Source organism: Pseudomonas sp. NFPP04 (assembly GCF_900113815.1).
Classification (GTDB): Bacteria; Pseudomonadota; Gammaproteobacteria; order Pseudomonadales; family Pseudomonadaceae; genus Aquipseudomonas; species Aquipseudomonas extremorientalis.
In genome coordinates this window covers 168062-191884 of sequence record NZ_FOQS01000012.1, presented here as the reverse complement: position 1 = coordinate 191884, position 23823 = coordinate 168062, and the positions used below count along the sequence as shown (strand labels likewise).

The 23823-nt window shown below is 62.7% G+C and carries 18 protein-coding genes; 16 read left to right on the top strand and 2 right to left on the bottom strand.

Annotation, left to right across the window (positions count from 1 at the left end):
• The first annotated feature begins 3 nt into the window (after positions 1-3).
• Both BM017_RS23180 and BM017_RS23175 read left to right on the top strand, forming a co-directional pair.
• Positions 4-1062, top strand: coding sequence for an HlyD family secretion protein (locus BM017_RS23180; RefSeq protein WP_092248768.1), 1059 nt, complete (start codon positions 4-6; stop codon positions 1060-1062).
• On the top strand, positions 1059-2609 hold the full coding sequence (locus BM017_RS23175; RefSeq protein WP_256575661.1) for an efflux transporter outer membrane subunit: 1551 nt from the start codon (positions 1059-1061) through the stop codon (positions 2607-2609). The genes BM017_RS23180 and BM017_RS23175 overlap by 4 nt, the downstream gene beginning before the upstream one ends.
• Here BM017_RS23175 and BM017_RS23170 read toward each other — a convergent pair.
• Positions 2509-3213, bottom strand: a complete 705-nt coding sequence (locus BM017_RS23170; RefSeq protein WP_092248765.1) for a DUF3142 domain-containing protein — start codon at positions 3211-3213, stop codon at positions 2509-2511. The genes BM017_RS23175 and BM017_RS23170 overlap by 101 nt on opposite strands.
• Positions 3210-5378 carry a PA5441 family protein gene (locus BM017_RS23165; RefSeq protein WP_092248762.1) on the bottom strand — a complete coding sequence of 723 codons (2169 nt, stop codon included), beginning with the start codon at positions 5376-5378 and terminating at the stop codon, positions 3210-3212. Before BM017_RS23165 ends, BM017_RS23170 begins: the two co-directional genes overlap by 4 nt.
• A 168-nt stretch (positions 5379-5546) precedes the next feature.
• Between BM017_RS23165 and BM017_RS23160 the strand changes: the two genes are divergently transcribed.
• The 14 genes from BM017_RS23160 to BM017_RS23095 all read left to right on the top strand — a co-directional run bounded on the left by BM017_RS23160 (position 5547) and on the right by BM017_RS23095 (position 23796).
• Positions 5547-7151 carry a glycosyltransferase family 39 protein gene (locus BM017_RS23160; RefSeq protein WP_092248759.1) on the top strand — a complete coding sequence of 535 codons (1605 nt, stop codon included), beginning with the start codon at positions 5547-5549 and terminating at the stop codon, positions 7149-7151.
• 33 nt (positions 7152-7184) lie between these two features.
• On the top strand, positions 7185-7439 hold the full coding sequence (locus BM017_RS23155) for a DUF2789 domain-containing protein (protein WP_058425812.1): 255 nt from the start codon (positions 7185-7187) through the stop codon (positions 7437-7439).
• 273 nt (positions 7440-7712) lie between these two features.
• A complete protein-coding gene (locus BM017_RS23150; RefSeq protein WP_058425810.1) occupies positions 7713-8123 on the top strand; it encodes a MarR family winged helix-turn-helix transcriptional regulator in 411 nt (136 codons plus the stop codon).
• Positions 8120-10198 (top strand): FUSC family protein, encoded by a 2079-nt coding sequence (locus BM017_RS23145; protein ID WP_092248756.1) that lies wholly within the window; start codon positions 8120-8122, stop codon positions 10196-10198. Before BM017_RS23150 ends, BM017_RS23145 begins: the two co-directional genes overlap by 4 nt.
• Positions 10195-10404, top strand: coding sequence for a DUF1656 domain-containing protein (locus BM017_RS23140; protein ID WP_010214247.1), 210 nt, complete (start codon positions 10195-10197; stop codon positions 10402-10404). The genes BM017_RS23145 and BM017_RS23140 overlap by 4 nt, the downstream gene beginning before the upstream one ends.
• On the top strand, positions 10401-11291 hold the full coding sequence (locus tag BM017_RS23135) for an efflux RND transporter periplasmic adaptor subunit (RefSeq protein ID WP_092248753.1): 891 nt from the start codon (positions 10401-10403) through the stop codon (positions 11289-11291). Before BM017_RS23140 ends, BM017_RS23135 begins: the two co-directional genes overlap by 4 nt.
• Entirely contained in the window at positions 11288-12730 is a 1443-nt protein-coding gene (locus BM017_RS23130; RefSeq protein ID WP_092248750.1) for an efflux transporter outer membrane subunit, read from the top strand. Before BM017_RS23135 ends, BM017_RS23130 begins: the two co-directional genes overlap by 4 nt.
• 81 nt (positions 12731-12811) lie before the next feature.
• Positions 12812-13444, top strand: coding sequence for an NADH:ubiquinone oxidoreductase subunit N (locus BM017_RS23125; protein ID WP_092248747.1), 633 nt, complete (start codon positions 12812-12814; stop codon positions 13442-13444).
• A 146-nt stretch (positions 13445-13590) separates the two neighbouring features.
• On the top strand, positions 13591-15087 hold the full coding sequence (locus BM017_RS23120; RefSeq protein ID WP_071489604.1) for a YdgA family protein: 1497 nt from the start codon (positions 13591-13593) through the stop codon (positions 15085-15087).
• A 300-nt stretch (positions 15088-15387) separates the two neighbouring features.
• Entirely contained in the window at positions 15388-17868 is a 2481-nt protein-coding gene (gene pgaA, locus BM017_RS23115) for a poly-beta-1,6 N-acetyl-D-glucosamine export porin PgaA (RefSeq protein WP_092248744.1), read from the top strand.
• 12 nt (positions 17869-17880) lie between these two features.
• On the top strand, positions 17881-19878 hold the full coding sequence (gene pgaB / locus BM017_RS23110; RefSeq protein WP_092248741.1) for a poly-beta-1,6-N-acetyl-D-glucosamine N-deacetylase PgaB: 1998 nt from the start codon (positions 17881-17883) through the stop codon (positions 19876-19878).
• Between the two features lie 2 nt (positions 19879-19880).
• Positions 19881-21221 carry a poly-beta-1,6-N-acetyl-D-glucosamine synthase gene (gene pgaC / locus BM017_RS23105; protein WP_071489607.1) on the top strand — a complete coding sequence of 447 codons (1341 nt, stop codon included), beginning with the start codon at positions 19881-19883 and terminating at the stop codon, positions 21219-21221.
• Between the two features lie 2 nt (positions 21222-21223).
• A complete protein-coding gene (gene pgaD / locus BM017_RS23100; RefSeq protein ID WP_071489608.1) occupies positions 21224-21706 on the top strand; it encodes a poly-beta-1,6-N-acetyl-D-glucosamine biosynthesis protein PgaD in 483 nt (160 codons plus the stop codon).
• Between the two features lie 368 nt (positions 21707-22074).
• Positions 22075-23796 carry a ShlB/FhaC/HecB family hemolysin secretion/activation protein gene (locus BM017_RS23095; RefSeq protein WP_092248738.1) on the top strand — a complete coding sequence of 574 codons (1722 nt, stop codon included), beginning with the start codon at positions 22075-22077 and terminating at the stop codon, positions 23794-23796.
• The last annotated feature ends 27 nt before the right edge of the window (positions 23797-23823 follow it).

Genomic DNA, 23823 nt, shown 5'->3' with positions numbered 1-23823 from the left:
TTCATGAAACGCAAAGACAAAATCGCCGTCGCCGTCATCGCCATAGTTGCCGTGGGTGTGCTGGTGTACCTGGTCGCGCCGGGCGTGTTGGGCAGCAAGCGCCAGACCACCAACGACGCCTTCGTCGCCGCTGACTTCACCCTGGTGGCGCCCCGTGTGGCCGGCTTCATCAAGGAGGTGCTGGTGGAAGACAACCAGCGCGTCAAGGCCGGCCAGCTGTTGGCACTGATCGACGACCGCGACTTCCGCGCCGCTGCCCAGGCTGCCGATGCCGACGCCTTGGTCGCCCAGGCCCAACTGAAAAACGCCACTGCGACCCTGGAGCGCCAAAGCTCGGTGATCGCCCAGGCCCAGGCCACCGTTGCAGCGGATCGCGCCGAAATGGCCTTTGCCGAACACGAACTGAACCGCTACAACCACCTCGCCGGTGTCGGTGCCGGCACCGTGCAGAACGCCCAGCAAGCCAAGACCCGCATCGACCAGGCCACCGCACGCCTGGCCAACGCTACGGCGGTGCTGGCGGCCGAGCGCAAGCAAGTGGAAATCCTCACCGCCCAGCGCGATGCCGCCGAAGGGGGGCTCAAACGTGCCCAGGCCGCGCTGGAACTGGCCAGTTATCAACTGTCGTATACGCGCATCGTCGCGCCGGTGGATGGCATGGTCGGCGAGCGGGCGGTGCGGGTGGGCGCCTATGTCACACCGGGCAGCAAGATCCTTGCGGTCGTGCCGCTGGAGGACGCTTACGTGGTGGCCAACTTCCAGGAAACCCAGCTTTCCCACATGCACGCCGGCCAACCGGTGCAGGTGCGTGTCGACAGCCTGGACGGCGAGTTGCTCAACGGCCATCTGGATAGCCTCGCGCCTGCGACAGGCGTGACGTTTGCCTCGGTCAAACCGGACAACGCCACGGGCAATTTCACCAAGGTGGTACAGCGCATTCCGGTGAAGATCATCCTCGAACCCAACCAGGCTCACATTGAACGCCTGCGTGTCGGCATGTCGGTGGAAGCCAGCGTCGACACTCGGCCGGTCGTGCAAGCGCGTGAGGTGGCCCAGCAATGAAGCGAGTTGCCTGGCTCACCTTGAGCCTCATCAGCCTGAGTGCCTGCACGGTCGGCCCGGATTTCCACACGCCGCAGGGCCCGCAAGTGACGCAATGGAGCGAGCCACAGGGGCGCCAGGCAGCCAGCCGCGCCGTCAGTGATCCTTTGCAGGAACGCTGGTGGGATGTGTTCCACGACGAGCAGCTTTCGGCCCTTACACGCCGTGCGCTCACCGACAACCTTGACCTGAAACTGGCCAGCAGCCGTCTGCAACAAAGCCGGGCGGTACGCCAGGTGACGACCGCCGAGCGCTACCCCGAGGTTGATGCGACGGGGGCTTACCAGCGCAAACGCAACAGTGGCCAAGGCCTGAGCGACCCGTCCGGCGAGAACGGCCGTGCGGCGTTCAACCAGTGGGACGCGGGCTTCTCCGCCGCCTGGGAGCTGGATTTCTGGGGCCGGGTAAAACGCGAAACCGAAGCCGCCGACGCCACCCTGCAAGTCGCCGAAGACGACCGCCGCGCCGTGCTGCTGTCGGTACTCGCCGAGACCGCCCAGGACTACATCCAATTGCGCGGCGTGCAGAACACCCGCGCCGTCACCGAACAGAACCTCGACGTCGCCCGTCACAGCCTCAAGCTGTCGCAATTGCGACTGGCCGACGGCGTGGCCACCGACCTGGATGTCGCCGAAGCCGCCGCCCAGGTCGCCGCCATCGAGGCGCGCCTGCCGGATCTGCAACAGCGCCAGGACCAACTGATCAACGCCCTCAGCCTGTTGATGGGGGCGCCGCCGCAGGCGCTGCACGCGCAACTGTCCAAGGACGCTGCCGTGCCGCAAACCCAGCGCCAGGTCGCGATCGGCCTGCCTTCGGAACTGGCCGAACGCCGCCCGGACATCCGCCAGGCCGAGGCCCGCCTGCACGCCGCCACTGCCAGCATCGGCGTGGCCAAGGGCGACTTCTACCCGCGCATTACCTTGTCCGGCAGCCTCGGCTCCCAGGCCATGCAACTCTCGGACTTCGGTTCCTGGAGCTCCCGTGCCTTTGCCTTCGGCCCGCAGTTCAGCCTGCCGCTGTTCAACGGCGGGCGCCTGCAAGGCATGTTGAACCTGCGCGAAGCCCAGCAACAGGAAGCGGCGCTCGCCTACCAGCAAACCGTGCTGCGCGCCTGGCATGAGATCGACGACCAGTTGACCCGCTACAACGCCAGCCAATTGCGTCGCGACAGCCTGGCCGAAGCCGTGCGCCAGAACCGGATTGCCCTGCGCACGGCGCAGCAGCAGTACGTGGAAGGCGTGGTGGATTTCGTCAACGTCCTCACCGTGCAAAGCGCACTGTTGGCCACGCAGGAGCAGTGGGTCGAAAGCTCGACCGGCGTCTCTCTGGCGATGGTTGGCTTGTATAAAGCGTTGGGCGGAGGATGGGAATCGGTGTATCCGTTGCGAACGGCGGGCGCGGCTCAGGTTAGGGATTCTGCAAAAACACCACGTACCCCCGAAACCACTCGCTCCCCTGCAAATACCCCGGCGCTTCCCACTCTCCACCCTGAATCAACCCGATCTTGAACGGCAGCCCCAGCCGATTCATGCGTGGCAAGTACGCCGCGTAATCCGGGATGCTATGGCGCCCCTGGTACGTCTGCACCACCACCTCATCCACCACGCCCTTGAATTGGGCGATGGCAGCCGGGTCGGCGTTGCTGCTCCAGTCCATCAGGCCGGTGATGCTCAGGCGCAGGTCGGCCGGCAAACGCCGGCGCAGGTCGCGCAAGAACCCGGCGTATTCGTGCAGGTATTGGGTGCGCGCATCGAAGTCGATCTGGATACCGACCACCGGGTTGCCCGCGTCGCGCCAGCGTTGCACCTGGCCGAGCAGTTGGCGGTAGACCGGCTCGGGCCAGCGCAGGGTGTGGGCGCGGTATACGATCCAGATGTCGCCCTGGGTCAGGCGCGGCACGCTGATGCCCTGGGCGATCATCCGCACGCCGAGCTGAGGGGCGCGGCGAGTCGAGTTGATCTGGCCCTGGAGGATATACAGGGTCTTGGCCTGCTTGAGTACCGGCTGTGGGGTGACGCCACTCCACAGCCAGAAGGCGTCATAGTCGCGGGCGTCGACAGCGCCGAAGGCCGGGCTTGCCAGCAACAGCAAGCCGAGCCACAGGTGCTTCACCAGTAGTACTGCAGGGACTTGCCCCACTGGGTGTCGGCGAAGCCGGTTTTCAACTGGCGGAACCACGCCTTGCGCACGGCCGGCTCCACCTCGACGCCGCCGCAGCTGTTGTAGCCCGATGGCCCGTAGCAGTTGATGGCGCGGAACAATGCATAGGCTTTGTCGTTCTTCGGCGCCTTGGCGTTGCCGATCACTTGCTTGTAGCCGTCCAGGCGCGAGAAGGTTTCACCCTTGAAGTCCGACGCGGTGCTGCCCAGGCTGCCGGCGGCGCGTGCCTGTTCCAGCGGCATGCCGTCCAGGCCGTTGCGCAGGATGAACTCGCCCAGGCAGTTGAGGCCCTGTGGGTTTTTGGCATCGGCCTGCAAGGTTGTGGCGATCTGCGCGATGCTCGGGCAGGCGTAGCCGGACTCGGCTTTGTCACCGTTCCACTGGAATAGCTTCAAGGTCTGGCTGGCGCTGTAGACGTAGCCCAGGCTGGTGCCCAGCTTGTCTTCCGGGGCGCTGGCCGGCAGTTGCTTGAGGTCCTCGGCGAAGGTGGCGAACTGGCCGCGCAACAGGTCTTTGTAGAGCAGCACGAATTGTGCGGTCTGGCGTTCCAGCGGGTCGCTGGCCTGGGCGATCTGCTGGCGCAGCAACTCAGGGCCGGCGACGTTGCGCAGCAGGATGTAACGCACCTGCTTGGCGCTGATCGGCGAGTCGGCGGCGAACACCTTGGCCAACTGGCCGCTGCGTTCGTAGTTCATCGCCAGGGCCAGTTCCACCTGATCGCGTTGCAGCGGCAATTTCGCCAGGGGCAGCAGTTGCAGCCAGAGCGCTTCGGCGCCTTTCCAGTCTTTTTTCTCTTCCAGGGCGAGTGCGCGCAGTGTCTGTTGGCTGAAGGCGAAGTAATTCAGGTTCGACGGCACGCTTTGCGGCAACAGCTTCAGGGCGGCGTCCGGTTGATGCTCGCTGTACAGCGCGTTGACCGCCAGCAGGTAGTCATACAAGTCCGGCGCACTGGCGAACGCGGCTTTTTGTTTTTCCAGATCGGCGCGGGAGAGGGCGGGCTGGTTGCCGCCGCGCATCACCATCAAGTCACTGACAAACTGGATCATCGGTGTGGAGACGGTCTCGCTGTTGACCATCAGCAGCTTGAGGTCGGCTTCCTCCACCAGCTCATCCACCGATACATTGCGCTGTGTGTCAGTGGCCTGGGTCATGGCCCAGGCGTAGGCCTCGGCAAGCTTGCTGTTGTCATCCCCCAGCCAATAAACCCGGCGCAGCAGGCCTCGGGCGGAGGCCACGTAAACGCCTTGTGGATAAGTCTTCAGATAGCCGAGAAAACCTTGTTCGGCGTCGTTCAAGGCCGACTTGTCCACACGCGCGAGTTGCGGCATGCCGTATTCGTCGAAGGCCTCGGCCTGGGCCAGGTTCAAGGACGTGCGTGCCGTCATGTACAGCGCGGTTTCCTTCAGCCAAGGCAGAGGGCTGGAGCTGGCGGCGGCAAACCCCCGTTCGGCATCGCCGAAACGGCCACTGTAGAAGTCGGCAGCGGCTTGCAGGTAAGTGCGCAACAGTTGGCCATCGGCGGACTGGATCTGCTGGGCGTCGACTACCTGGCCTTCCCACGAGCAGGTCGTCAGCAACTGCAAGCGCGCCTTCACCAGCAACTCGCGTTCGGCCGCCGGCATGTCGGCCTTGGTCACCTGGCTGATGAACGCGGTGGCGCTGTCATCGTCGTTGCTGCGGCAGCGGCTGCCTTCGCCACTCAGAAACTCTTCCCCGGCGGTTTTGTACTCGTCACGCTTGATGCCCAGGGGCTGGAGCAGCGCGTCCAGTTCGGCAGTGCGCGAGTCGTCGGGCTTGTTATCCGGTTCTTCGTTGGTGCTCGGAATCGGCGCCAGGCGGTAGACCGGGAAGGGCACCGCGCCAAAGCCCTGGGACAGATCGTCTTCGCTCAAGGCATTGGGTGCCAGGGGCGCCGCGTTTTGGTCGGCCAGCAGCAGGCGCAGGTTGACGCGACTGTCGTTGCCGGGGCTGAGGAAAGGCAGGTTGCTGCACGAATCGAGGCTGTCACGCGAAACCCGCCAGTTGGGGTAGCACGAGTCGTCGGAACTGGCCTGAGCCTGTAGGGAAATACCGGCGAGCAATGCCAGTGCCAGGGGTGACAGAAAACCGATGCGCATGACGTGTCCTTGATCCTGAGTCCTTGGAGGGGCGCAATAATAGCCTGTTCCTGCGGTTGCTTCGGAGAAGCCCTGCACAAATTGCTGATTTGTCCGATTCCAGCGGCGGATCCTGGGCTTTTGTCCTAGAGTGGCGGTGTTTGCGCTTGGGCAATCAGGGGAATTGAGGTGCGTCGGTCTGTGGTAGAGCAAAACGAAAAGGTCGGGACGTTACCGGCACTCAATCGACTCACGTGGGAAGGTGCCGGCTGGATCAGCGGTCTCTGGTGGTTGCCGATCCTGGCGCTGGCCATGGCCCTGCGGTTTTACCACCTGACGGCGTCGGCGATCTGGGGTGACGAGGGTTCGAGCCTGCTGCTCAGCGAATACGCCGTGGGCGACCTGTGGTTCCACGCCGCACACGACGTGCACCCGCCGCTGTATTTTTTCCTGCTGCGCGGCTGGATCGAGCTGTTCGGCGACAGCATCTGGTCGATTCGCGGCATGAGCGCCATTCCCGGTGTGGTCGCCGTGGGCCTGGGCGTCTGGCTGACCCGGCAACTCTCCACCCGCCGGGCGGCGGTGCTGGCGGGGATCCTGCTGGCGCTGTTGCCGACGGCGGTGCGCTACAGCCAGGAAGTGCGCATGTATTCGCTGCTCGGCGTGTGGCTGCTGGGCGCCACGCTGGCGCTGGTGTACTGGGTGCGCCAGCCCGAGCGCACGCGTTATCTGGCGGCGTATGTCGTGTTGATGAGTGCCGGTTTCTACACCCACTACTTCACCGCGCTCTGTGTGCTGGTGCACTGGGCTTACCTGGGTGTGTTGTGTGGCACGGCGCCGCGAGGCCAGCGCCTGATCACGCGCCCGGCCTGGTGGGCGGCCAACGCTGCGATTGTGCTGTTGTACCTGCCGTGGCTGCCGAACCTGCTGGACCTGGTGCAGCATGTCGAACAGCTCAAGGTGGGGGGCGACATCGGTTGGGAAGATCCCGTCAGCCTGTTCTCCCTGCCGTCGATGATCTGGCAGTTCGTGCTGCAGGATGAAGGCGTCGGCTTCTGGGCGCCGCTGTTCTGGCTGTTTCCGCTGCTGCTGGTGGCGGTGGTTGTCATTACCGCCTGGCGCGATCGCGAACGCCACCGACCGGCCAGCCTGTTGTTGCTTTTTTTCCTGTTGCCACTGTTGCTGGTCTACGGCGTGTCGTTTATTTCCCCGGTGTTTATCGAACGTTACCTGACGGTGTACGCCCTGGGCTTGCCGATCCTGCTGGCGATGGCCATTGATCGTCTGCCGTCGCGGTTTGCACTGCTGGGCGCGGCATTGTTTGTGCTATTCGTCGGCGTCGAGCTGGTGGGATTGAAGAACAATTTCACCGAGGATGAGCACGACCAGTTCAATGTGCCGGTGGAGTTCGTCAACCGCAATTACCAGGAAGACGACCGCATCGTCCTCAGTGACATGTTGTGGTACCTGAGCTATGTGTATTACGACCAGACCGATGCCCAATTGCAGCTCTACACCCCACCTAAGCCGGATGGCACCTCAACCCGGCCGAATGCCTATGGTTTCGGCACCCTGGTGGACCAGGACGGCGGACGCATCTACCTCGACCGCCTGTCGGCACTGCCCGCCGAAACCCGCCGTGTGTGGCTGATCAGCAGCAATGAAGCGCCGGACGAATTCGCCCCGCTGCCCGAAGGCTGGCGCGAACTCAGTCGCCAGGATGGCGGAGGCGCCAGGGCGCGCTTGTTCGTGTTGTGCAACGTCCCGTCGGCGCAACCCGAGGGCTGCCGCTAGACTGGGTAAATGCTTTTCTATCAGGAGCCCGTCATGCAATCGCCCGTACATAGCTTGCCATCACTGTTCAAACAGCTCGGGCTGCCGGATGACCCGGTGAGTATCGAGAAATTCGTGGCGGTGCATTCACCGCTCAAACCGGAGCTGAACCTGGCGGATGCGTTTTTCTGGACGGACAGCCAGAAGGCGTTTTTGCGCGAGGAGATTCTGGAGGATGCGGATTGGGCAGAGGTGGTGGATGAGTTGAATTTGATGTTGCGGGGTGGGCGAGGGGTGCAAAAAACTTAGCAGAAAGGGCAAAAGTTGAAAAAATCTGGTGAAGGTTAAAAAAATCTGAGGTTTTTCCGCGTTAGTGAACTTTTTCTGACGCACGGGCCATGGGGTTGATGGCGGGAATTCAGCACCGGCCCCCAAGACCCGCTTTACTTACCGCTACCACCCACCACCCATCCGCAAAATTGTTTCAAAACTTGACGCATCTGGCTTCACCTATCATATTGATAGTTAGCAAACTAACTGTATGCGAACTATCCAGTGCCTCAATCCCTCGAACAACTCCAGATGAACCTCAGCAGCAGCATGGTGGTGGGCGCCCGTAACTGGCGCAAAATCTGCCAGACCACGCTGGTGAGCTATGGCATCTCCGAAGCCTGCGCCGTGCCGTTGTTGATGATCGGTCGCCTGGGCGACGGTGTGCACCAGGTCAAAGTGGCTCAGGCCTCGGGGATGGAAAGCCCGTCGCTGGTGCGCTTGCTCGACCGGCTGTGCACCGACGGTTACGTGTGCCGTACCGAAGACATCCACGACCGTCGCGCCAAGTCCCTCAGCCTCACCGAGCGTGGCCGCGAGTTGGTACAGGCAGTGGAAGTGCAGTTGGTACGCCTGCGCAAGGAAGTGCTGGCCGACATGACCCAAGGTGATATGGAGGCCGCGCTGCGTGTGCTGCGTGCCTTCGAGGCGGCGTCGCTTTGAACGGATTTTTTACCGGTTTCCCGCCCGCTCGTGATTGGTTCTACGGGGTGCGTACCTTCGCGGCCTCGATGATTGCCTTGTACATCGCCATGCTTATGCAAATGCCACGTCCGTACTGGGCGATGGCCACGGTGTATATCGTTTCCAGCCCGTTTGTCGGCCCGACCAGTTCCAAGGCGCTGTACCGTGCCATCGGCACTTTCATGGGCGCGGCGGCGGCCGTGCTGTTCGTGCCGATGTTCGTGCAGTCGCCCTACATGCTGGTGGTGGTGATTGCCCTGTGGACGGGCACTTTGCTGTTCCTGTCGATGCATTTGCGCACGGCGAACAACTACGCGCTGATGCTCGCCGGCTACACCTTGCCGTTGATCGCCTTGCCGGTGGTGGATAACCCGCTGGCGGTGTGGGATGTAGCTGAAGCGCGTACCGAAGAAATCTTCCTCGGTATCGCCGTAGCGGCGGTGGTGGGTGCGATGTTCTGGCCGCGCCGGCTGATGCCGGTGTTCGATGGCTCGGTGGCCAAGTGGTTTGCCGATGCCCAGGTCTACAGCCAACGCTTTATCACGCGCAATGTGGCGCCTGAAGAAATCAGCACCTTGCGCGGCGGCATGGTCGCCACCTTCAATACCCTCGAATTGATGATCGGCCAGCTGCCTCACGAAGGCGCACGGCCGCAGACGGTGCGCAATACCAAGGAGCTGCGCGGGCGCATGATTCACCTGCTGCCGGTGGTGGACGCCCTCGACGACGCGCTCTATGCCATCGAACATCGCGCGCCCGAGTTCCTCGATAAAATCACGCCGCTGCTGGAAGCGACCAGCCAGTGGCTGGAGGACACCCAAGAAGCGGCGCCAATGGAACGCTGGCGCGTCCTGCGTGATCAGGTCGACGCCCTGCAGCCCAGCGGCGAAGCGCTCGACGATCGTCACACGCTGCTGTTCTCCAATGCGCTGTATCGTCTGGCCGAGTGGATCGACCTGTGGCAGGACTGCCGCAGCCTGCAAGCCGCCATCCAGTGCGAAAGCCAGGACACCTGGCGCGCCGTCTACCGCCACTGGCGCCTGGGCCGGCTCACGCCGTTCCTCGACCGTGGGCTGATGTTCTACTCGGCGTTTTCCACCGTCACCGCGATCATTGTCGCGTCGGTATTGTGGATCCTGCTCGGCTGGACCGACGGCGGCAGCGCGGTGATCCTGGCCGCCGTCGCCTGCAGCTTTTTTGCCTCGATGGACGACCCGGCGCCGCAGATCTACCGGTTCTTTTTCTGGACCGCCATGTCGGTGTTGTTCGCCAGTCTCTATCTGTTCCTGGTGCTGCCCAATCTGCACGACTTTCCGATGCTGGTGCTGGCCTTCGCGGTGCCGTTCATCTGCATCGGCACGCTCACCGTACAGCCGCGTTTCTACCTGGGCATGTTGCTGACGCTGGTGAACACCTCGTCGTTCATCAGCATCCAGGGTGCTTACGACGCCGACTTCCTCAACTTCGCCAACGTCAACCTGGCCGGGCCGGTGGGCCTGCTGTTCGCCTTTGTGTGGACGCTGATCGCGCGGCCTTTCGGCGCCGAGCTGGCGGCCAAGCGCCTGACCCGTTTCAGCTGGCGCGACATCGTCAGCCTCACCGAACCTGCGACCCTGGCCGAACACCGCCACATGGCCGTGCAGATGCTCGACCGCTTGATGCAACACCTGCCGCGCCTGGCCCTGATCAACCAGGACACCGGCACCGCTCTGCGCGATTTGCGCGTGGCGCTGAACCTGCTCGATTTGCTGGCCTACTCGCCGCGCATCCTCGGCGTGCCACGGGTGTTGCTCAACCAAGTGGTGGAAGGCGTGGGCGGCTACTTCAAGGCGTGTCTCAAGGCCGGTGAACGCTTGCCCGCGCCCAGCGGTCTGCTGATGACCCTGGACCGCACGCGCCGTGCCCTCAACGGCCAAGGCCTGCAAGACGAAGACGACACCCGCCTGCACTTGCTGCACGCGCTGGCCGGTTTGCGCCTGGCGTTGCTGCCGGGTGTGGAGTTCATTGGCGGCACTGAGATGCAAGCGCCGCTGCCTGATGGAGCGCCTTTATGATCGGTGATCTGGATATCAGCGGGGTGTTCCTGCCCACGCTGCTGGTGCTGATGGGCATTACGTATGTGTTGTTCCTGGTGGTGCACGGGTTGTTGACCCGCCTCCACTTCTATCGCCTGGTCTGGCACCGGGCATTGTTCAATGTGGGGCTGTACGCGCTGTTGCTGGGCGCGGTGGACTCACTCAGTCGATACCTGATGACATGAAAAAACCTTTTTTGACCATCGGCCGTGTAGTCCTCACGTTGTTGATCGTGACGTTCGCGGTCGTCGTGGTGTGGCGCATGGTCATGTACTACATGTTTGCCCCCTGGACCCGTGACGGCCACATCCGTGCCGACATCGTGCAGATCGCCCCGGACGTGTCCGGGCTGATCCAGCGCGTGGACGTGCACGACAACCAGTTGGTGACCAAAGGCCAGGTGCTCTTCGCCGTCGACCAGGACCGCTTCAAGCTGGCCCTGCGCCAAGCCCAGGCCGCCGTGGCCGACCGCCAGGAAACCCTGGCCCAGGCCCAGCGCGAGTACAAGCGCAACCGAGGCCTGGGCAACCTGGTGCCCAGCGAGCAACTGGAAGAAAGCCAATCCCGTGTGGCCCGTGCCCAGTCGGCCCTGGCCGAAGCCCAGGTGACGGTGGATTCCGCGCAACTGAACCTCGACCGCTCGGTGATCCGCAGCCCCGTGGACGGCTACGTCAACGACCGTGCGCCGCGTACCCAGGAGTTCGTCACCGCCGGGCGCCCGGTGCTGTCGGTGGTGGACAGCAATTCGTTCCATATCGACGGCTATTTCGAAGAAACCAAGCTCGACGGTATCCATGTCGGCATGGGCGTGGACATCCGGGTGATCGGCGACAACGCCCGCCTGCATGGCCACGTGCAAAGCATCGTCGCCGGTATCGAAGACCGCGACCGCAGCAGTGGCTCCAACCTGCTGCCCAACGTCAACCCGGCGTTCAGCTGGGTGCGCCTGGCCCAGCGGATTCCGGTGCGTATCGCCTTTGACGATGTGCCGGCGGACTTCCGCATGATCGCCGGGCGCACGGCCACCGTCTCGATCATCGACGACAAGGTTAAAGACGGAGACAAGCCATGAAGCAGCTGCTGGCCACCGCTACGCTGGGGTTGCTGCTGTCGGCCTGCCAAGTGGTGGGGCCGGATTACACGCTGCCGGAAAAGTCCGCCATCAACCGGAGCGACCTGCAAGGGCAGATTGCCGGCGAGGGTGGCAACGTCGTCTCGGCCCCGGTGCCGGCCGACTGGTGGAAGCTGTACAAGGACCCGCGCCTGGATGAACTGGTGCGCCAGGCCATGGCCTCCAACACCGACTTGCGGGTGGCCGCCGCCAACCTGCAGCGCGCGCGGTTCCAGACCCAGGAAGCTGAGTCCGCAGGCGGCTGGAGCGCGGGCGCAAAGGCCGAGGCCCAGCGTCTGCAGGAATCCGGTGAAGCGTTTTTGCTGACGGAAAAAGTCCCGGTGGCCAACATCGGCAGCGTGGGGATCACCACCTCGTACCAGTTCGATTTGTTCGGCGCCTTGCAGCGCGGTATCGAAAGCGCCCAGGCCAACGCGGATGCGGCTCAGGCCGCTGCCGACATCGCCCGCATCACCCTGGTGGCGGATGTCGTGCGTTCCTACACCCAGGTGTGCGCAGCCAATGAAGAGCTGGCCATCGCCAACGAGTCCCTCGACCTGCAAGCCCAGAGCACCCAGCTGACCCAACGCCTGCGCGACGCCGGGCGGGGCGATGAAACCCAGGTCACCCGTTCGCAGACCCAATACAAATCCCTGCGCGCCGACATGCCGCGCTACGAAGCAGCGCGCCAGGCCGGACTGTTCCGCCTGTCGATGCTGCTGGCCAAGCCGGTGGATCAATTGCCAGCCGGCACCGGCACTTGCGCCGAGCTGCCGCATATCGCGCAATTGCTGCCAGTGGGCGATGGCGCTGCGTTGCTCAAGCGCCGCCCCGATGTGCGCCAGGCCGAACGCCAACTGGCCGCCGCCACGGCGCGTATCGGTGTGGCCACCGCTGCGCTGTACCCTGACATCAGCATTGGCGCCACCGTGGGTACCGTCGGCATACTGGACGACTTGGGCACGGCGCCCACTAACCGCTGGGGCTTCGGCCCGATGATCAGCTGGACGGTGCCGACCAACGGCGCCCGCGCACGCATCCACGAAGCCGAAGCCGCCACCCAGGGCGCCCTGGCCCACTTCGACGGCGTGGTGCTCAATGCCATCCGCGAAACCCAGACCGGCCTGGCGCAATACACCGCGCAACTGCAACGCCGTGATGCCCTGAATGAGGCCGGCGAGTCGGCGAAGGAAGCGGCGGGCCAGACCCATCGCTTCTTCCAGGCCGGTCGCGCGTCGTTCCTGGCCGACCTGCAAGCCACCCGCACCTATACCGATGTGCGCGCCCAGCTGGCGGCGGCCAACACCCAGGTTGCCATGAGCCAGATCGATCTGTTCCTGGCCCTGGGCGGCGGCTGGGAAAGCGGACGAACGCAAGCGTCACAGCCCGGCAAACCCTGAGCTAAAAGCTATGCTTGGTCAGGTGGGGCGCCGTGACGCTCCACCTGACACTGCTCGCGTTTGCTCATGGGGATTCCAATAATGAAAAACCCTTATGCTCCCGCTTTCTGGTGCGTGCTCTTCGCACTGGTGCTGTTATCGGCTGCTTATTTCTACGGCGTCATGCTGGCTCACCAACTCGACAAGGCCATGGTTTTTCTCGACAGCGCTTGCCTGGTGATCGGCACCCTGTCCATCGGTGTGGTGGCCTGGGCCTCCTACCAAAATCAGCGGGTGAAGCGAAAGCTCCTCGAACAGGGCAAGACCCGTGTCGCGATCTGGGACACCAAGGTCGCGCTGCGCCGGGTCGAGACGGTGTTCGACCGCTATTTCTGGGGCAGCTATTGGCAGCCGGGGCGTACCTTCCAGGAAGTCATGGGCGACCTTACCGGCACCCCCCTGGAAAAAAGCCTCGAAGTCCTGAAAAAACAGTGCGTGGCGCTCGATAAACAAGTTGCCGAAGGTAGGCACTGGCTGAATAACGCGCGGGAATTGTCCGACGTAGCCACGCAAATGGCCCGCGAGCGCTACCAGTTGGACTTCTGCGACCCCAAGGCCGATACCCCGGGCAACGCCGTGATACACCGCGAGTTTGAGGTGCTGGTGTACACCTGGACGGCGCGGTTGAAGAGTTTCGACCACCAGTTGGATGAAATTGAGTTGGAGTACTCCTGAACTACTGCTGAACTGATCCCTCTGAAAAGCTGGGCCGTTCGCGGCCCCCAGTGCTAATCTTCCCCCGTTTTCGGCGGGCTTGAGCCAATCCCCTTGGGGTTCAAGGAAGACAGCCCACTTCTCACAGGATTTGATCAGGTCACTTCATGAATAAGCCAGCAGTCGTTCTTTTGGGTTTTGTTGTCGCCGTGGGCGTCGTCAGTGCAGGCGGTGCCTGGTACACCGGCAAGCAGTTGGAGCCGGTGCTGCAAACGGCCGTGCAGGACGCCAACAAGGAACTGCAACGCTCCATGGCCGGCGTCGACGGCACCGTTTCCCTGGAGCTGGTGTCCCTGGACCGTGGCCTGTTCAGCAGTACCGCGCACTATCGCCTCAAGGGCCAGGGCTCGGTCTTCGGCGAACAGAACCCGAACCCCGAGCTGCTGATTGTCGACCATATCGAACACGGCCCGCTGCCGTTCTCGCGCCTGGTGTCGTTGAAATGGCTGCCGGTCATGGCCACCAGTCACTATGCACTGGAAAAGAACGCCACCACCGAGAAATGGTTCGCTGCCGCCAAAGATGTATCGCCGCTCAAAGGCGTGGCCAATATCGGCTACAGCCGTTCGGTGAACGGCAATCTCGAACTGTTGCCCCTGGCGTTCAAGGACGAAACGTCCTCTGTGGACTTCTCCGGCCTCAACCTGGATTTCGACAGCACTGCCGAAGGCAAGAAGGTCAAGGTGGATGGCTACGTGAACAGCCTCAAACTGGCCGTTGTCGACGCCAATGGCGCGCCATTCGACGCTGAGTTCGCCGGCCTGACCGTGGCCAGCAACCTGGAAAAATCCACCTTCGGCTTCTACACCGGGCAGAACACCATCGAGCTGAGCGACACCAAAGTCACCTTCGGCCCGCAGAAAGCCGTGCTGACCCTCAAGGGCTTCGAGCAGAAAGACTCCAGCGAAGTCAAAGACAACAACATGGCCGGCCGCGTCGATTACAAGATCGACGAGATCGGCTACCAGGGCAAACCGGTCGGCTCTGCCGCCATGGCCCTGAGCCTGAAGAACATCGATGTGCCTTCGGGCCTGGTGCTGACCAAGCTGTACCAGGACAAGATGCAGCCGGTGCAAGCCGCTGCCGCTGCCGGACAACCGGTGCCGGAGCTGCAACTGACCGAAGCCGAGCAGGCCCTGGCCGAAGCCAACGTCAACCAGTTGCTGGCTGCCAAGCCGCACCTGGCGCTGGAAAACCTGTCGCTGAAAACCACCCACGGCGAGAGCAAATTCAACCTGGTGCTGGACTTGGCCAAACCGACCTCCATGGAGCTGCCGCCGGTTGAACTGGGCAAGCAGATGGTCTCGCTGCTGGACGCCAACCTGACGCTGTCCAAGCCGATGATCGCCGACGTGGCGGCCCTGCAAGCGCAGGTCGGCGGTGTGACCGATCCTAAAGCCATCGAGCAGCAATCCCAGATGGCCAGCGAAATGGTCAGCGGCATGGCCGTGGGTACGCAGCTGGCAACCCTGGTGGGCAGCGATGTGGTGTCCAAGCTGCACTACGCCAACAATGAAGTGACCTTCAATGGCCAGAAAATGACCGTCGAGCAATTCATCAGCTTCGTGATGTCCAAGGTCGGTGCGGTTGGCGGCGCGCAGTAAAAATTTCGTCATCGCCCTGAAATAAAAAATGGGGGAGCGGGGTTAGCTGCGATAAAGGTCAAACCGTCGACACCTATGTCGACTGGCAACCCTCTATCGCAGCTAACCCTGCTCCCCCATTCGTATTTCAGATTTGCAGTGCAATTCTGAACAATTGTTATGACTTGTCCTTTTCCATCCACGCGTCGGGGATAGTTCCTACAGGAAAGCTAGGTCGGGTCACGAGACGCCGACACCCTGATGCAAACCGCTCAGGACCACCTATCGTTACAGCTTTCCGTGTGTAAGGAAGCTCACGATATGCTGCGAACACTCCCACTCAGTGCCTCAGGCCGGTTGCGGCTGCTCATCGGGGTAACCTTGTGCAGCCAGTTGCTGATGCCCACTTTCGCCATGGCCGACCCGGCCTATGACGCCCTGATCATCCAGGCGCGCAACGGCAACTTCACCCCCGCCCTGACTCAATTGCGCCAATTGCCAGCCGAGCGCCAGACGCCAGGCCAGATCAGCGACCACCTGGTGATCGCCGGTTGGGCCGGCCAGGATGCCGAGGTGCTGAAGGTTTACGAGGCCCAGGGGCAGAATCGCAACCTGACCGCCCAGGCGCTGGCCACGGTTGCGCGCACGTATCGTAACCAGAAGCAGTGGGCGCAGGCCGAAGCGGTCTATCGCAAGGCGCTGCTGCGTGAGCCGAATAACATTGACCTGCAATTGGGCCTGGCCCTCACCGAGGCTGACGGTGGCAAAGCCAACGCAGCGGTGCAACGCACACGCGCACTGGTGGCTGCCAAGCCCGACGATCCCAACCGCCGGATGGCGCTGGGCTACGCGCTGACCCGTGCAGGCTTGCAGTACGACGCGCTGTTTGAATTCGACCAGGCCTTTATTCGCGCCGGCGACAAGCCTGAGGTCGCCCGCGAATACGTGGTCGCCCTGCAAAAGGCCCGTCTGCCGCAGCCGGCGTTGCGTCTCTCGGCCCAGCGTCCGGGGCTTGTCGACCCGGTGACCCAGCGTCGCCTCGAAGGTGACCTGGCCGCCGAGCGTGTGCGCATCGCCGAGTTCGCAACGCGTACCGAGAAAGAACGCTATGTCATCGCCGACCGTGCGCTGCAGGACTACGACAGGCTCCTTGCTCGCTGGACCCCTGACGCCACCGCCCATGACGACGTGGTGATCTGGCGCATCGACCGCCTGGGCGCGCTCAAGGCACGGGCGCGTACCGCAGAGGTGATCCGCGAATACGAGACCCTCCAGGCCGAAGGTGTGCGCTTGCCCACCTACGCCAAGCGTTGGGTGGCCGCGTCCTACCTCGATCAGCGTCTGCCGGAAAAGGCCGCGCCGTTGTACCGCGAGGCGCTGGATGCTCCCGATGCGGACGTGGGCGACCGTGTAGAAGACACCACCGCGCTGTTCTACGCCTTGCTCGAAAACGACCAGGTGGATGAAGCGCGTGCGGTCGCCAAGCACTTGGCCGACACCCAGAAACCCCGGGTTGAACTGAAGGGGCTGCCGATCGGCAACCCGAACGATGAGTGGATGGACGCCCAACAATTGTCCGCACAGGCCGGCACCTATGGCGCCGACCTGCCGTCCAGCGAAAAGGCCCTGGAGGAGTTGGTGGGCAAGGCCCCTGGCAGCATCGGCCTGCGTCTGGCGCAAGCGGAAATGTACCGCGCCCGCGACTGGCCTAGACGCGCTGAAAGCTCGCTCAAGGAAACCGAAGCGCAGAGCCCGCGCGACATCGGCCTGGAAATGTCGCAGGGCTTCACCGCGCTGGACCTGCAGGAATGGCGTCAACTCGACATCCTCACCGACGACGTGGTCGCCCGCAACCCGGACAACCGCCAGGTGCAGCGCCTGCAACGCCTGCGCGAAGTGCATGACATGGCCGAGCTGCGGGTCGAGGCCTACACCGGGAAAAGCTTCGGCGGCGGTAACAACGGCGATGCCGGTGCCGTCTCGGGCAGCCGTGACTGGGGCATTGAAAGCCGCCTCTACACGCCACCCATCGACGAAGACTGGCGCCTGTTCGCCGGTGCCGGCTATGCCCGCGCCACGTTCGAAGAGGGCACCGGGCAGCATCGTTGGCAAGTGGTTGGCGTAGAGCGGCGCACACGCGACATGACCATTGAGGCCGAGGTCTCCAACCATTCCTACGGCGATGGCTCAAAACAAGGCGCCGCCGTGTCGATTGCCCGCGACATCAACGACAACTGGCAATACGGCGGCAGCCTGGGTTACCTGCTATCCACCACGCCACTGCGCGCATTGAATGACGGGATCACAGCCAACGGCGGCAGCGGTTTCATCCGCTGGCGCGCCAACGAAAGCCGTGAATGGAAACTGACCCTCAGCCCTTCCCATTTCAGCGACGGCAACGACCGCTTCGAAGCCTTGCTCAGTGGCCGCGAAGGCCTCTACAGCTCGCCGAAAGTACAGGTGGACCTGGGCCTGGAAGTCGGCGCCAGCCGCAACAGCAAGGAAGACACGATCTACTTCAACCCGAAGTCGGACTTCACCGTGTTGCCCGTCCTCAACATCAACCACGTGCTCTATCACCGCTACGAGACCCAGTGGAGTCAGCAGTTCCAGGTCGGTGCGGGTACCTACAGCCAGCGGGACTATTCCACCGGTGGCATCGGTCTGGTGGGCTACGGCCAACGCTTTCGCTGGAACGATGTACTGGAAGCCGGCGCCAACCTGAGCCTGGTCAGCCGACCATACGACGGTGATCGTGAACGCGATCTGCGTCTGCTCGTCGACCTCACTTACCGTTTCTAGAAGAGCCTGACCATGACCGTCTTCAGTCGTTGCCTGTTGATCCTGGGTGTAATGCTGGCCAGTGCCTGCGCCCAGCAACCCGCACCTTTCACCCCACCCGCCGAGCGGCCGACACCGGCCAACGAAGCGCCGTGGCCGAAAAACCATTTCCTGGGCATTGCCTATCACGATGTCGAGGATCGCGACCCCGATCAGGCAGTGGTGGCGGTGCGCACCGAACGTTTGATCGAGCAGTTGGCCTGGCTGCGCGAGAACGGCTACCAGGCGGTCAGCGTCGACCAGATCCTGGCGGCGCGCAACGGTGGGCCGGCGTTGCCGCCCAAAGCCATCATGCTCAGCTTCGATGACGGCTACTCCAGTTTCTACACCCGGGTGATGCCGGTGCTGCGCGCCTATCGCTGGCCGGCGCTGCTGGCGCCAGTGGGCTACTGGATCGATACGCCGATGAACCAGCCGGTGGACTTCGCCGGCCAGCCACGGCCGCGTGGGGAGTTCCTGACCTGGCAGCAGATTCGCGAAGTGTCGCAGTCGGGCCTGGTGGAAATTGCCGCGCATACCGACAACAACCATAAAGGCATCCTGGCCAACCCCCAGGGCAACCTGGAGCCGGCGGCAACCTCGCTGCGCTTTGATCCGGCGACGGGTCGCTATGAAAGCCAGGCGCAGTTCGATGCGCGCATGCGTGCCGACGTCGTAGCCATCTCCAACAAAATCCAGAACGTCACCGGCAAGAAACCACGCGTCTGGGTATGGCCTTACGGTGCTGCCAAGGGCACCTCGCTGGCGATCATTGGCGAGCAGGGCTACCAGATGGCCCTGACCCTGGAAGATGGTCTCGACAGCTCCGCCGACTTGATGAACAGCCCGCGCTTCCTGGTGGCGTCCGACCCGGATGGCGAGCACTTCGCCAACAGCATTGTCGCGGCGCAAGCCAAGGCACCGCTGCGCGTGTTGCACGTGGACCTGGATAACGTCTACGACCCGGACCCGGCCCAACAGGCACGCAATCTCGACCAGCTTGTACAGCGGGTGGTGGACATGGGCGCGGGCACCGTGTTCCTGCAAGCCTTCGCCGATCCCAAGGGCGACGGCCTGGTGCATGAACTGTACTTCCCCAACCGTCACCTGCCGGTACGTGCCGACCTGTTCAACCGCGTCTCCTGGCAGTTGCACACCCGGGCTCATGCTGCGGTGTACGCGTGGATGCCGGTGCTCAGCTTTGCCCTCGACCCCAAGCTGCCACGGGTGATGCGCTGGGACCCGAAAACCGGCCAGGTCGGCCTCGACCCGGACCAATACAAGCGTCTGTCGCCGTTTGATCCGCAGGTGCGCAAGATCATTGGTGAAATCTACGAAGACCTGGCGCGCAACAACGCCATCGACGGCGTGCTGTACCACGACGATGCGGTGTTCAACGATTTCGAAGATGCCAGCCCTGCCGCGCTCAAGGCCTATGTCGCCGCCGGCCTGCCGGGCACGATTCAGGCCTTGCGTGCCGACCCTGCGGTGATGCAACGCTGGACGCGCTTCAAGAGCCGCTACCTGATCGACTTCACCAAGGAGCTGACCGCCAAGGTCCGCGCCATCGGAGGGCCGCAGTTGCTGACGGCGCGCAATATCTTCGCCGAGCCGATGCTCAACCCAGGCAGCGAAGCCTGGTTCGCGCAGAACCTCGATGACTTCCTCCAGACCTACGACTGGACCGCGCCCATGGCCATGCCGCTGATGGAAGGCCAGGAATACAAAACCTCCAACGCCTGGCTGGAAAAGCTGGTGGCGACGGTCAAGGCACGCCCTGGCGCGCTGGAGCGCACCGTATTCGAACTGCAAGCCAAAGACTGGCGCACCAAGGCCGCACCGGACATCGACAGTCAACAGATGGCTGAGTGGATGGGTGTGCTCAAGCGCCAGGGTGTCACGAGTTTTGGCTACTACCCGGACAACTTCCTGGAAAACTCCCCGGACCTGAAGACTGTGCGTCCGGCCCTTTCCAACCAATGGAACCCTTGACCATGTTCGATAGAATCCTGGCTTTATTCGTGCTGGCATTGGTATTGGGTGTGCCCCTGGGCCTGATCTTCCTGGTCACCGGGCAGTTCCTGATGGACTTTGTGTTCTTCTACCCGCTGTTCATGTCGGCGTTGTGGATCGCGGGCGGCCTGTACTTCTGGCTGCACTGGGAGCGCCATTGGCCGTGGAAAGAAGACACTCCGGCACCAACCCTGGCCGGCAACCCGCTGATCTCGATCATCATCCCTTGCTACAACGAGGGCGATAACGCGGCCGACACCATCCATGCGGCGTTGGGCCAGTTGTACCCGAACATTGAAGTGATCGCGGTCAATGACGGCTCCAAGGACAACACCGCCGCAGTGCTCGACGCCCTGGCATTGGAGCATCCACGCCTAAGGGTGCTGCACCTGGCGCAGAACCAGGGCAAGGCCGTGGCCCTGCGCATGGGCGCCGTGGCGGCGCGCAGTGAATACCTGGTGTGCATCGATGGCGACGCGTTGCTCGACAAAAACGCTGCCGCCTACATGGTCGCGCCGATGCTCGACAACCCGCGCCTGGGTGCGGTCACCGGCAACCCACGCATCCGCACGCGTTCGACGCTGATCGGTCGAGTGCAGGTGGGCGAGTTCTCTTCGATCATCGGCTTGATCAAGCGTACGCAACGGGTGTTCGGCCGGATCTTCACGGTGTCGGGTGTGGTGGTAGCGTTCCGTAAAAAGGCGCTGGACCGCATCGACTACTGGAGCACCGACATGATCACCGAGGACATCGATGTCAGTTGGAAGCTGCAGCTCGATCACTGGAGCATCTTCTACGAGCCTCGCGCCCTGTGCTGGATCCTGATGCCGGAAACCGTCGGCGGCCTGTGGAAGCAGCGCCTGCGTTGGGCCCAGGGCGGTGCCGAAGTGCTGTTCAAGAACATCCGTGGCATCTGGCAATGGCGCCATCGCTACCTGTGGCCGCTGTTGTTCGAGTACTGCCTCTCCACCGGTTGGGCGTTTACCTTCCTGCTGTCGGTGATCTTCTACGTACTCGGCAAATTCATGGTGCTGCCACCGGCCATTACCGTGGACTCGCTGGTACCGCCGGCGTTTACCGGGCTGGTATTGGCGATGGTGTGCCTGGTGCAGTTCGCGGTGAGCATCATGATCGACCGCCGCTACGAAAAAGACCTGTGGAAAACCCTGTTCTGGACGGTGTGGTACCCGATGGTGTTCTGGCTGGTGAGCCTGTTTACCACCCTGGTCAGTTTCCCCAAGGTGCTGTTCAACCAGCATCGCAAGCGTGCGCGCTGGGTCAGCCCCGATCGCGGCATCAAACCCATTGAAGAGGAGGCGTGATCATGAAACTGGTCAGAACCCGCCAACGTTTGGTGATGTGGATCATTGATGTGCTGTTGACCCTGATGGCCTGGGCCGGGTTGATCTGGCTGCTGGCGCGGGGGATCACTTCGATGCTGGAAACCCACGGTGGGCCGCGCATCGAGGCACCGATTTTTGCCGCGCTCAATACCCTGCAGGTGTACCTGTGGATTGCATTGTTCAATGCCGTGATCCTGGTCACTTGGGCGCGCTACCAGCAACGCAAGGGGCGCAAGTTTGCCCAGCGCCGTGCCGAGGGCAACGCCCTCAGCGATAAGCGCCTGAGCGAGAGCTTCAGCCTCGGTGAAGGGGACCTGGAGCAGTTGCGCCGACCCGGGGTGTTGGTCATCCAGAATGACGACGAGGGCGGTGTGGCGGGTGTGAAGTCCCATGTCTCCCGCGATGTAGAAAAGCCGGGGCTGACCTTGGTGCCCGGCAAGGACCAGAACAAAGACGCCAGCTGAGCCAGTGCGCTGCAAGGTCGTTCCCATTGCAACGTGGGAACGACTTCGGTTAATCCCGACAAATGGGATCCAATTCACAAAACACCCGCGAACTTTTCTACTTTTCCCGGTACTAACCTATCTCGGCAGGAACTTGATGGCCAATTAATGGCAATTTCTAAGTTCTCCGATGAATCGCGATCAATAGTGCTGCCGCTGGTCGGAATAATACTTCCGATGACAGCCCGCTCATCTGATTGATTATTTTTAGTTGTTATTAATCAAATGCTTGCGTGAATAACTAGTACGAATGTGAAACTAGCTCGGTCTTTTGAGTTGGTGCAAGTTCGATGTTAGTTTGCCGGCCCTTGATTTTCGACGGATCGAACATGTCTTTGTTATTGCCACGGACTCGGTACTTTCTGTGCACTTTCGTGCTCGCTTATTTGAGCCTGAACAGTGCCATGGCCGCCCCTACGCCAGGGGACCAGGACCTGATCCGCGACCGCCAGAACCGTCTTCTGGAAGAGCAGCGTCGGCGCCTGGAAGAACTCCAAGACCTGCCTGGCAAAGAAGCAAAGCCCCAGGCCCCGGCCACGCCGGTCGACACCCGCTGCTTCCCGATCAAAGACATCGAACTCAAGGGCGCCGACAGCCTGTCCGGCGCCGACCGCACGCGTCTGCTCAAACCCTACATCGGCCAATGCCTGGGCGTGGCGCAGCTCAATGAGCTGCTCAAGGTGATCACCGACTACTACATCGCCAAGGGCCGCGTCACCAGCCGTGCCTACCTGCCGCAACAGGACCTTTCCAGTGGCCACCTGCAGGTGCTGGTGGTGGAAGGCAAACTCGAAGGCTTGAAAGGCGCGCAGGGTAGCACCGTCACCGACCGCGAACTGGCCATGGCGTTTCCTGGCAAGGTCGGCGAGGCGCTGAACCTGCGGGAGGTCGAGCAACTGGTCGACCAGCTCAGCCGCTTGCCGTCCAGGCAGGCGCAGATGGAATTGACCCCCGGCAGCCAGATCGGCGGCAGTGAAGTGCTGGTCAAGAACACCCCGCAAAAGCCCTGGCGCGCCAGCCTGTCGCGTAACAACGACGGGCAGAAAAGCACCGGCGAACAGCAATGGGGCGCAGGCCTGGAATGGGACAGCCCCCTGGGCCTGGCCGATCAACTGATCCTGCGCGGTGGTCACGACGCCATCAGCGACCACCAGAAAACCTCGAAAAACAGCATGCTGTATTACAACGTGCCGTGGGGCTGGTGGAACTTCAGTTACACCTACAGCGAGAGCGACTACCGCACGCCGGGCGACCTTGACGGCTACAAGTACAAGCAGACAGGCGACAGCCAGAACCACCAGCTGCGTGCCGAGCGCGTGGTGCATCGCGATGACGTGAGCAAGACCTCGGTCAATGTCGGCCTGACCCATCTACGCACCAACAACTACTTCAACGACGAGCGCCTGGACGTCAGCAGCAACCGCCTCAGCGAGTTCCAGGTGGGCATCAACCATGGACGCCGTATCGGCAGCGCCTTCGTCAACCTGGATGTCGGCATGCAGAACGGCACCGGTGCCTTTGACGCCCAGAAGGATGACCAGGAACGTATCCGCGGCAACCTCACCCCAACCCCGCGCTACCGCAAATACACCGCCACGTTGAGCTACCTGCAACCTTTCACGCTGTGGGGCGAATCGTTGAGTTTTTCCAGCCTGGCCACCGGGCAGCGCAGTGAAGACGTGTTGTACCCGGCGCAACGCATGAGCCTCGGCGGCTCGTACTCGGTGCGTGGGTTCAAGGACCAGCAACTGACCGGCGACAGCGGCGGCTACTGGCGCAACGAAGTGCGCTGGGCCCGCCCGGTGACGCTCGACTGGATGCGCCCGGCCTTTGCCGAATACGGCGCCAGCGTCGGCTATGACCAGGGCGTGATTCGCCACGATCGCTACAACGATGAGCAGCACGGCCGGGTGTCGAGTAACTCCCTCGAGCTGTTCGCCCGCGGCAAAAACGTCAGCACCAGCGTGACCTTTGCCCACTCCCTGGAGCGACCTGGCGTGATGACCGAGCGCGAAGCGCCGATCTATTTCCGCCTGGATTTCTACCTGTAATTCAACGCCCGCTGCTTTGAGATTTTG

What these genes read in the sequence shown, in the direction of transcription:
- BM017_RS23120 (WP_071489604.1), top strand. Translation starts at nt 13,591, where the DNA reads ATGAATAAGCCAGCAGTCGTTCTTTTGGGTTTTGTTGTCGCCGTGGGC.
- BM017_RS23135 (WP_092248753.1), top strand. Translation starts at nt 10,401, where the DNA reads ATGAAAAAACCTTTTTTGACCATCGGCCGTGTAGTCCTCACGTTGTTG.
- BM017_RS23180 (WP_092248768.1), top strand. Translation starts at nt 4, where the DNA reads ATGAAACGCAAAGACAAAATCGCCGTCGCCGTCATCGCCATAGTTGCC.
- pgaB (WP_092248741.1), top strand. Translation starts at nt 17,881, where the DNA reads ATGACCGTCTTCAGTCGTTGCCTGTTGATCCTGGGTGTAATGCTGGCC.
- BM017_RS23155 (WP_058425812.1), top strand. Translation starts at nt 7,185, where the DNA reads ATGCAATCGCCCGTACATAGCTTGCCATCACTGTTCAAACAGCTCGGG.
- BM017_RS23125 (WP_092248747.1), top strand. Translation starts at nt 12,812, where the DNA reads ATGAAAAACCCTTATGCTCCCGCTTTCTGGTGCGTGCTCTTCGCACTG.
- BM017_RS23130 (WP_092248750.1), top strand. Translation starts at nt 11,288, where the DNA reads ATGAAGCAGCTGCTGGCCACCGCTACGCTGGGGTTGCTGCTGTCGGCC.
- pgaC (WP_071489607.1), top strand. Translation starts at nt 19,881, where the DNA reads ATGTTCGATAGAATCCTGGCTTTATTCGTGCTGGCATTGGTATTGGGT.
- BM017_RS23175 (WP_256575661.1), top strand. Translation starts at nt 1,059, where the DNA reads ATGAAGCGAGTTGCCTGGCTCACCTTGAGCCTCATCAGCCTGAGTGCC.
- BM017_RS23150 (WP_058425810.1), top strand. Translation starts at nt 7,713, where the DNA reads ATGAACCTCAGCAGCAGCATGGTGGTGGGCGCCCGTAACTGGCGCAAA.
- pgaA (WP_092248744.1), top strand. Translation starts at nt 15,388, where the DNA reads ATGCTGCGAACACTCCCACTCAGTGCCTCAGGCCGGTTGCGGCTGCTC.
- BM017_RS23095 (WP_092248738.1), top strand. Translation starts at nt 22,075, where the DNA reads ATGTCTTTGTTATTGCCACGGACTCGGTACTTTCTGTGCACTTTCGTG.
- BM017_RS23165 (WP_092248762.1), bottom strand. Translation starts at nt 5,378, where the DNA reads ATGCGCATCGGTTTTCTGTCACCCCTGGCACTGGCATTGCTCGCCGGT.
- BM017_RS23140 (WP_010214247.1), top strand. Translation starts at nt 10,195, where the DNA reads ATGATCGGTGATCTGGATATCAGCGGGGTGTTCCTGCCCACGCTGCTG.
- pgaD (WP_071489608.1), top strand. Translation starts at nt 21,224, where the DNA reads ATGAAACTGGTCAGAACCCGCCAACGTTTGGTGATGTGGATCATTGAT.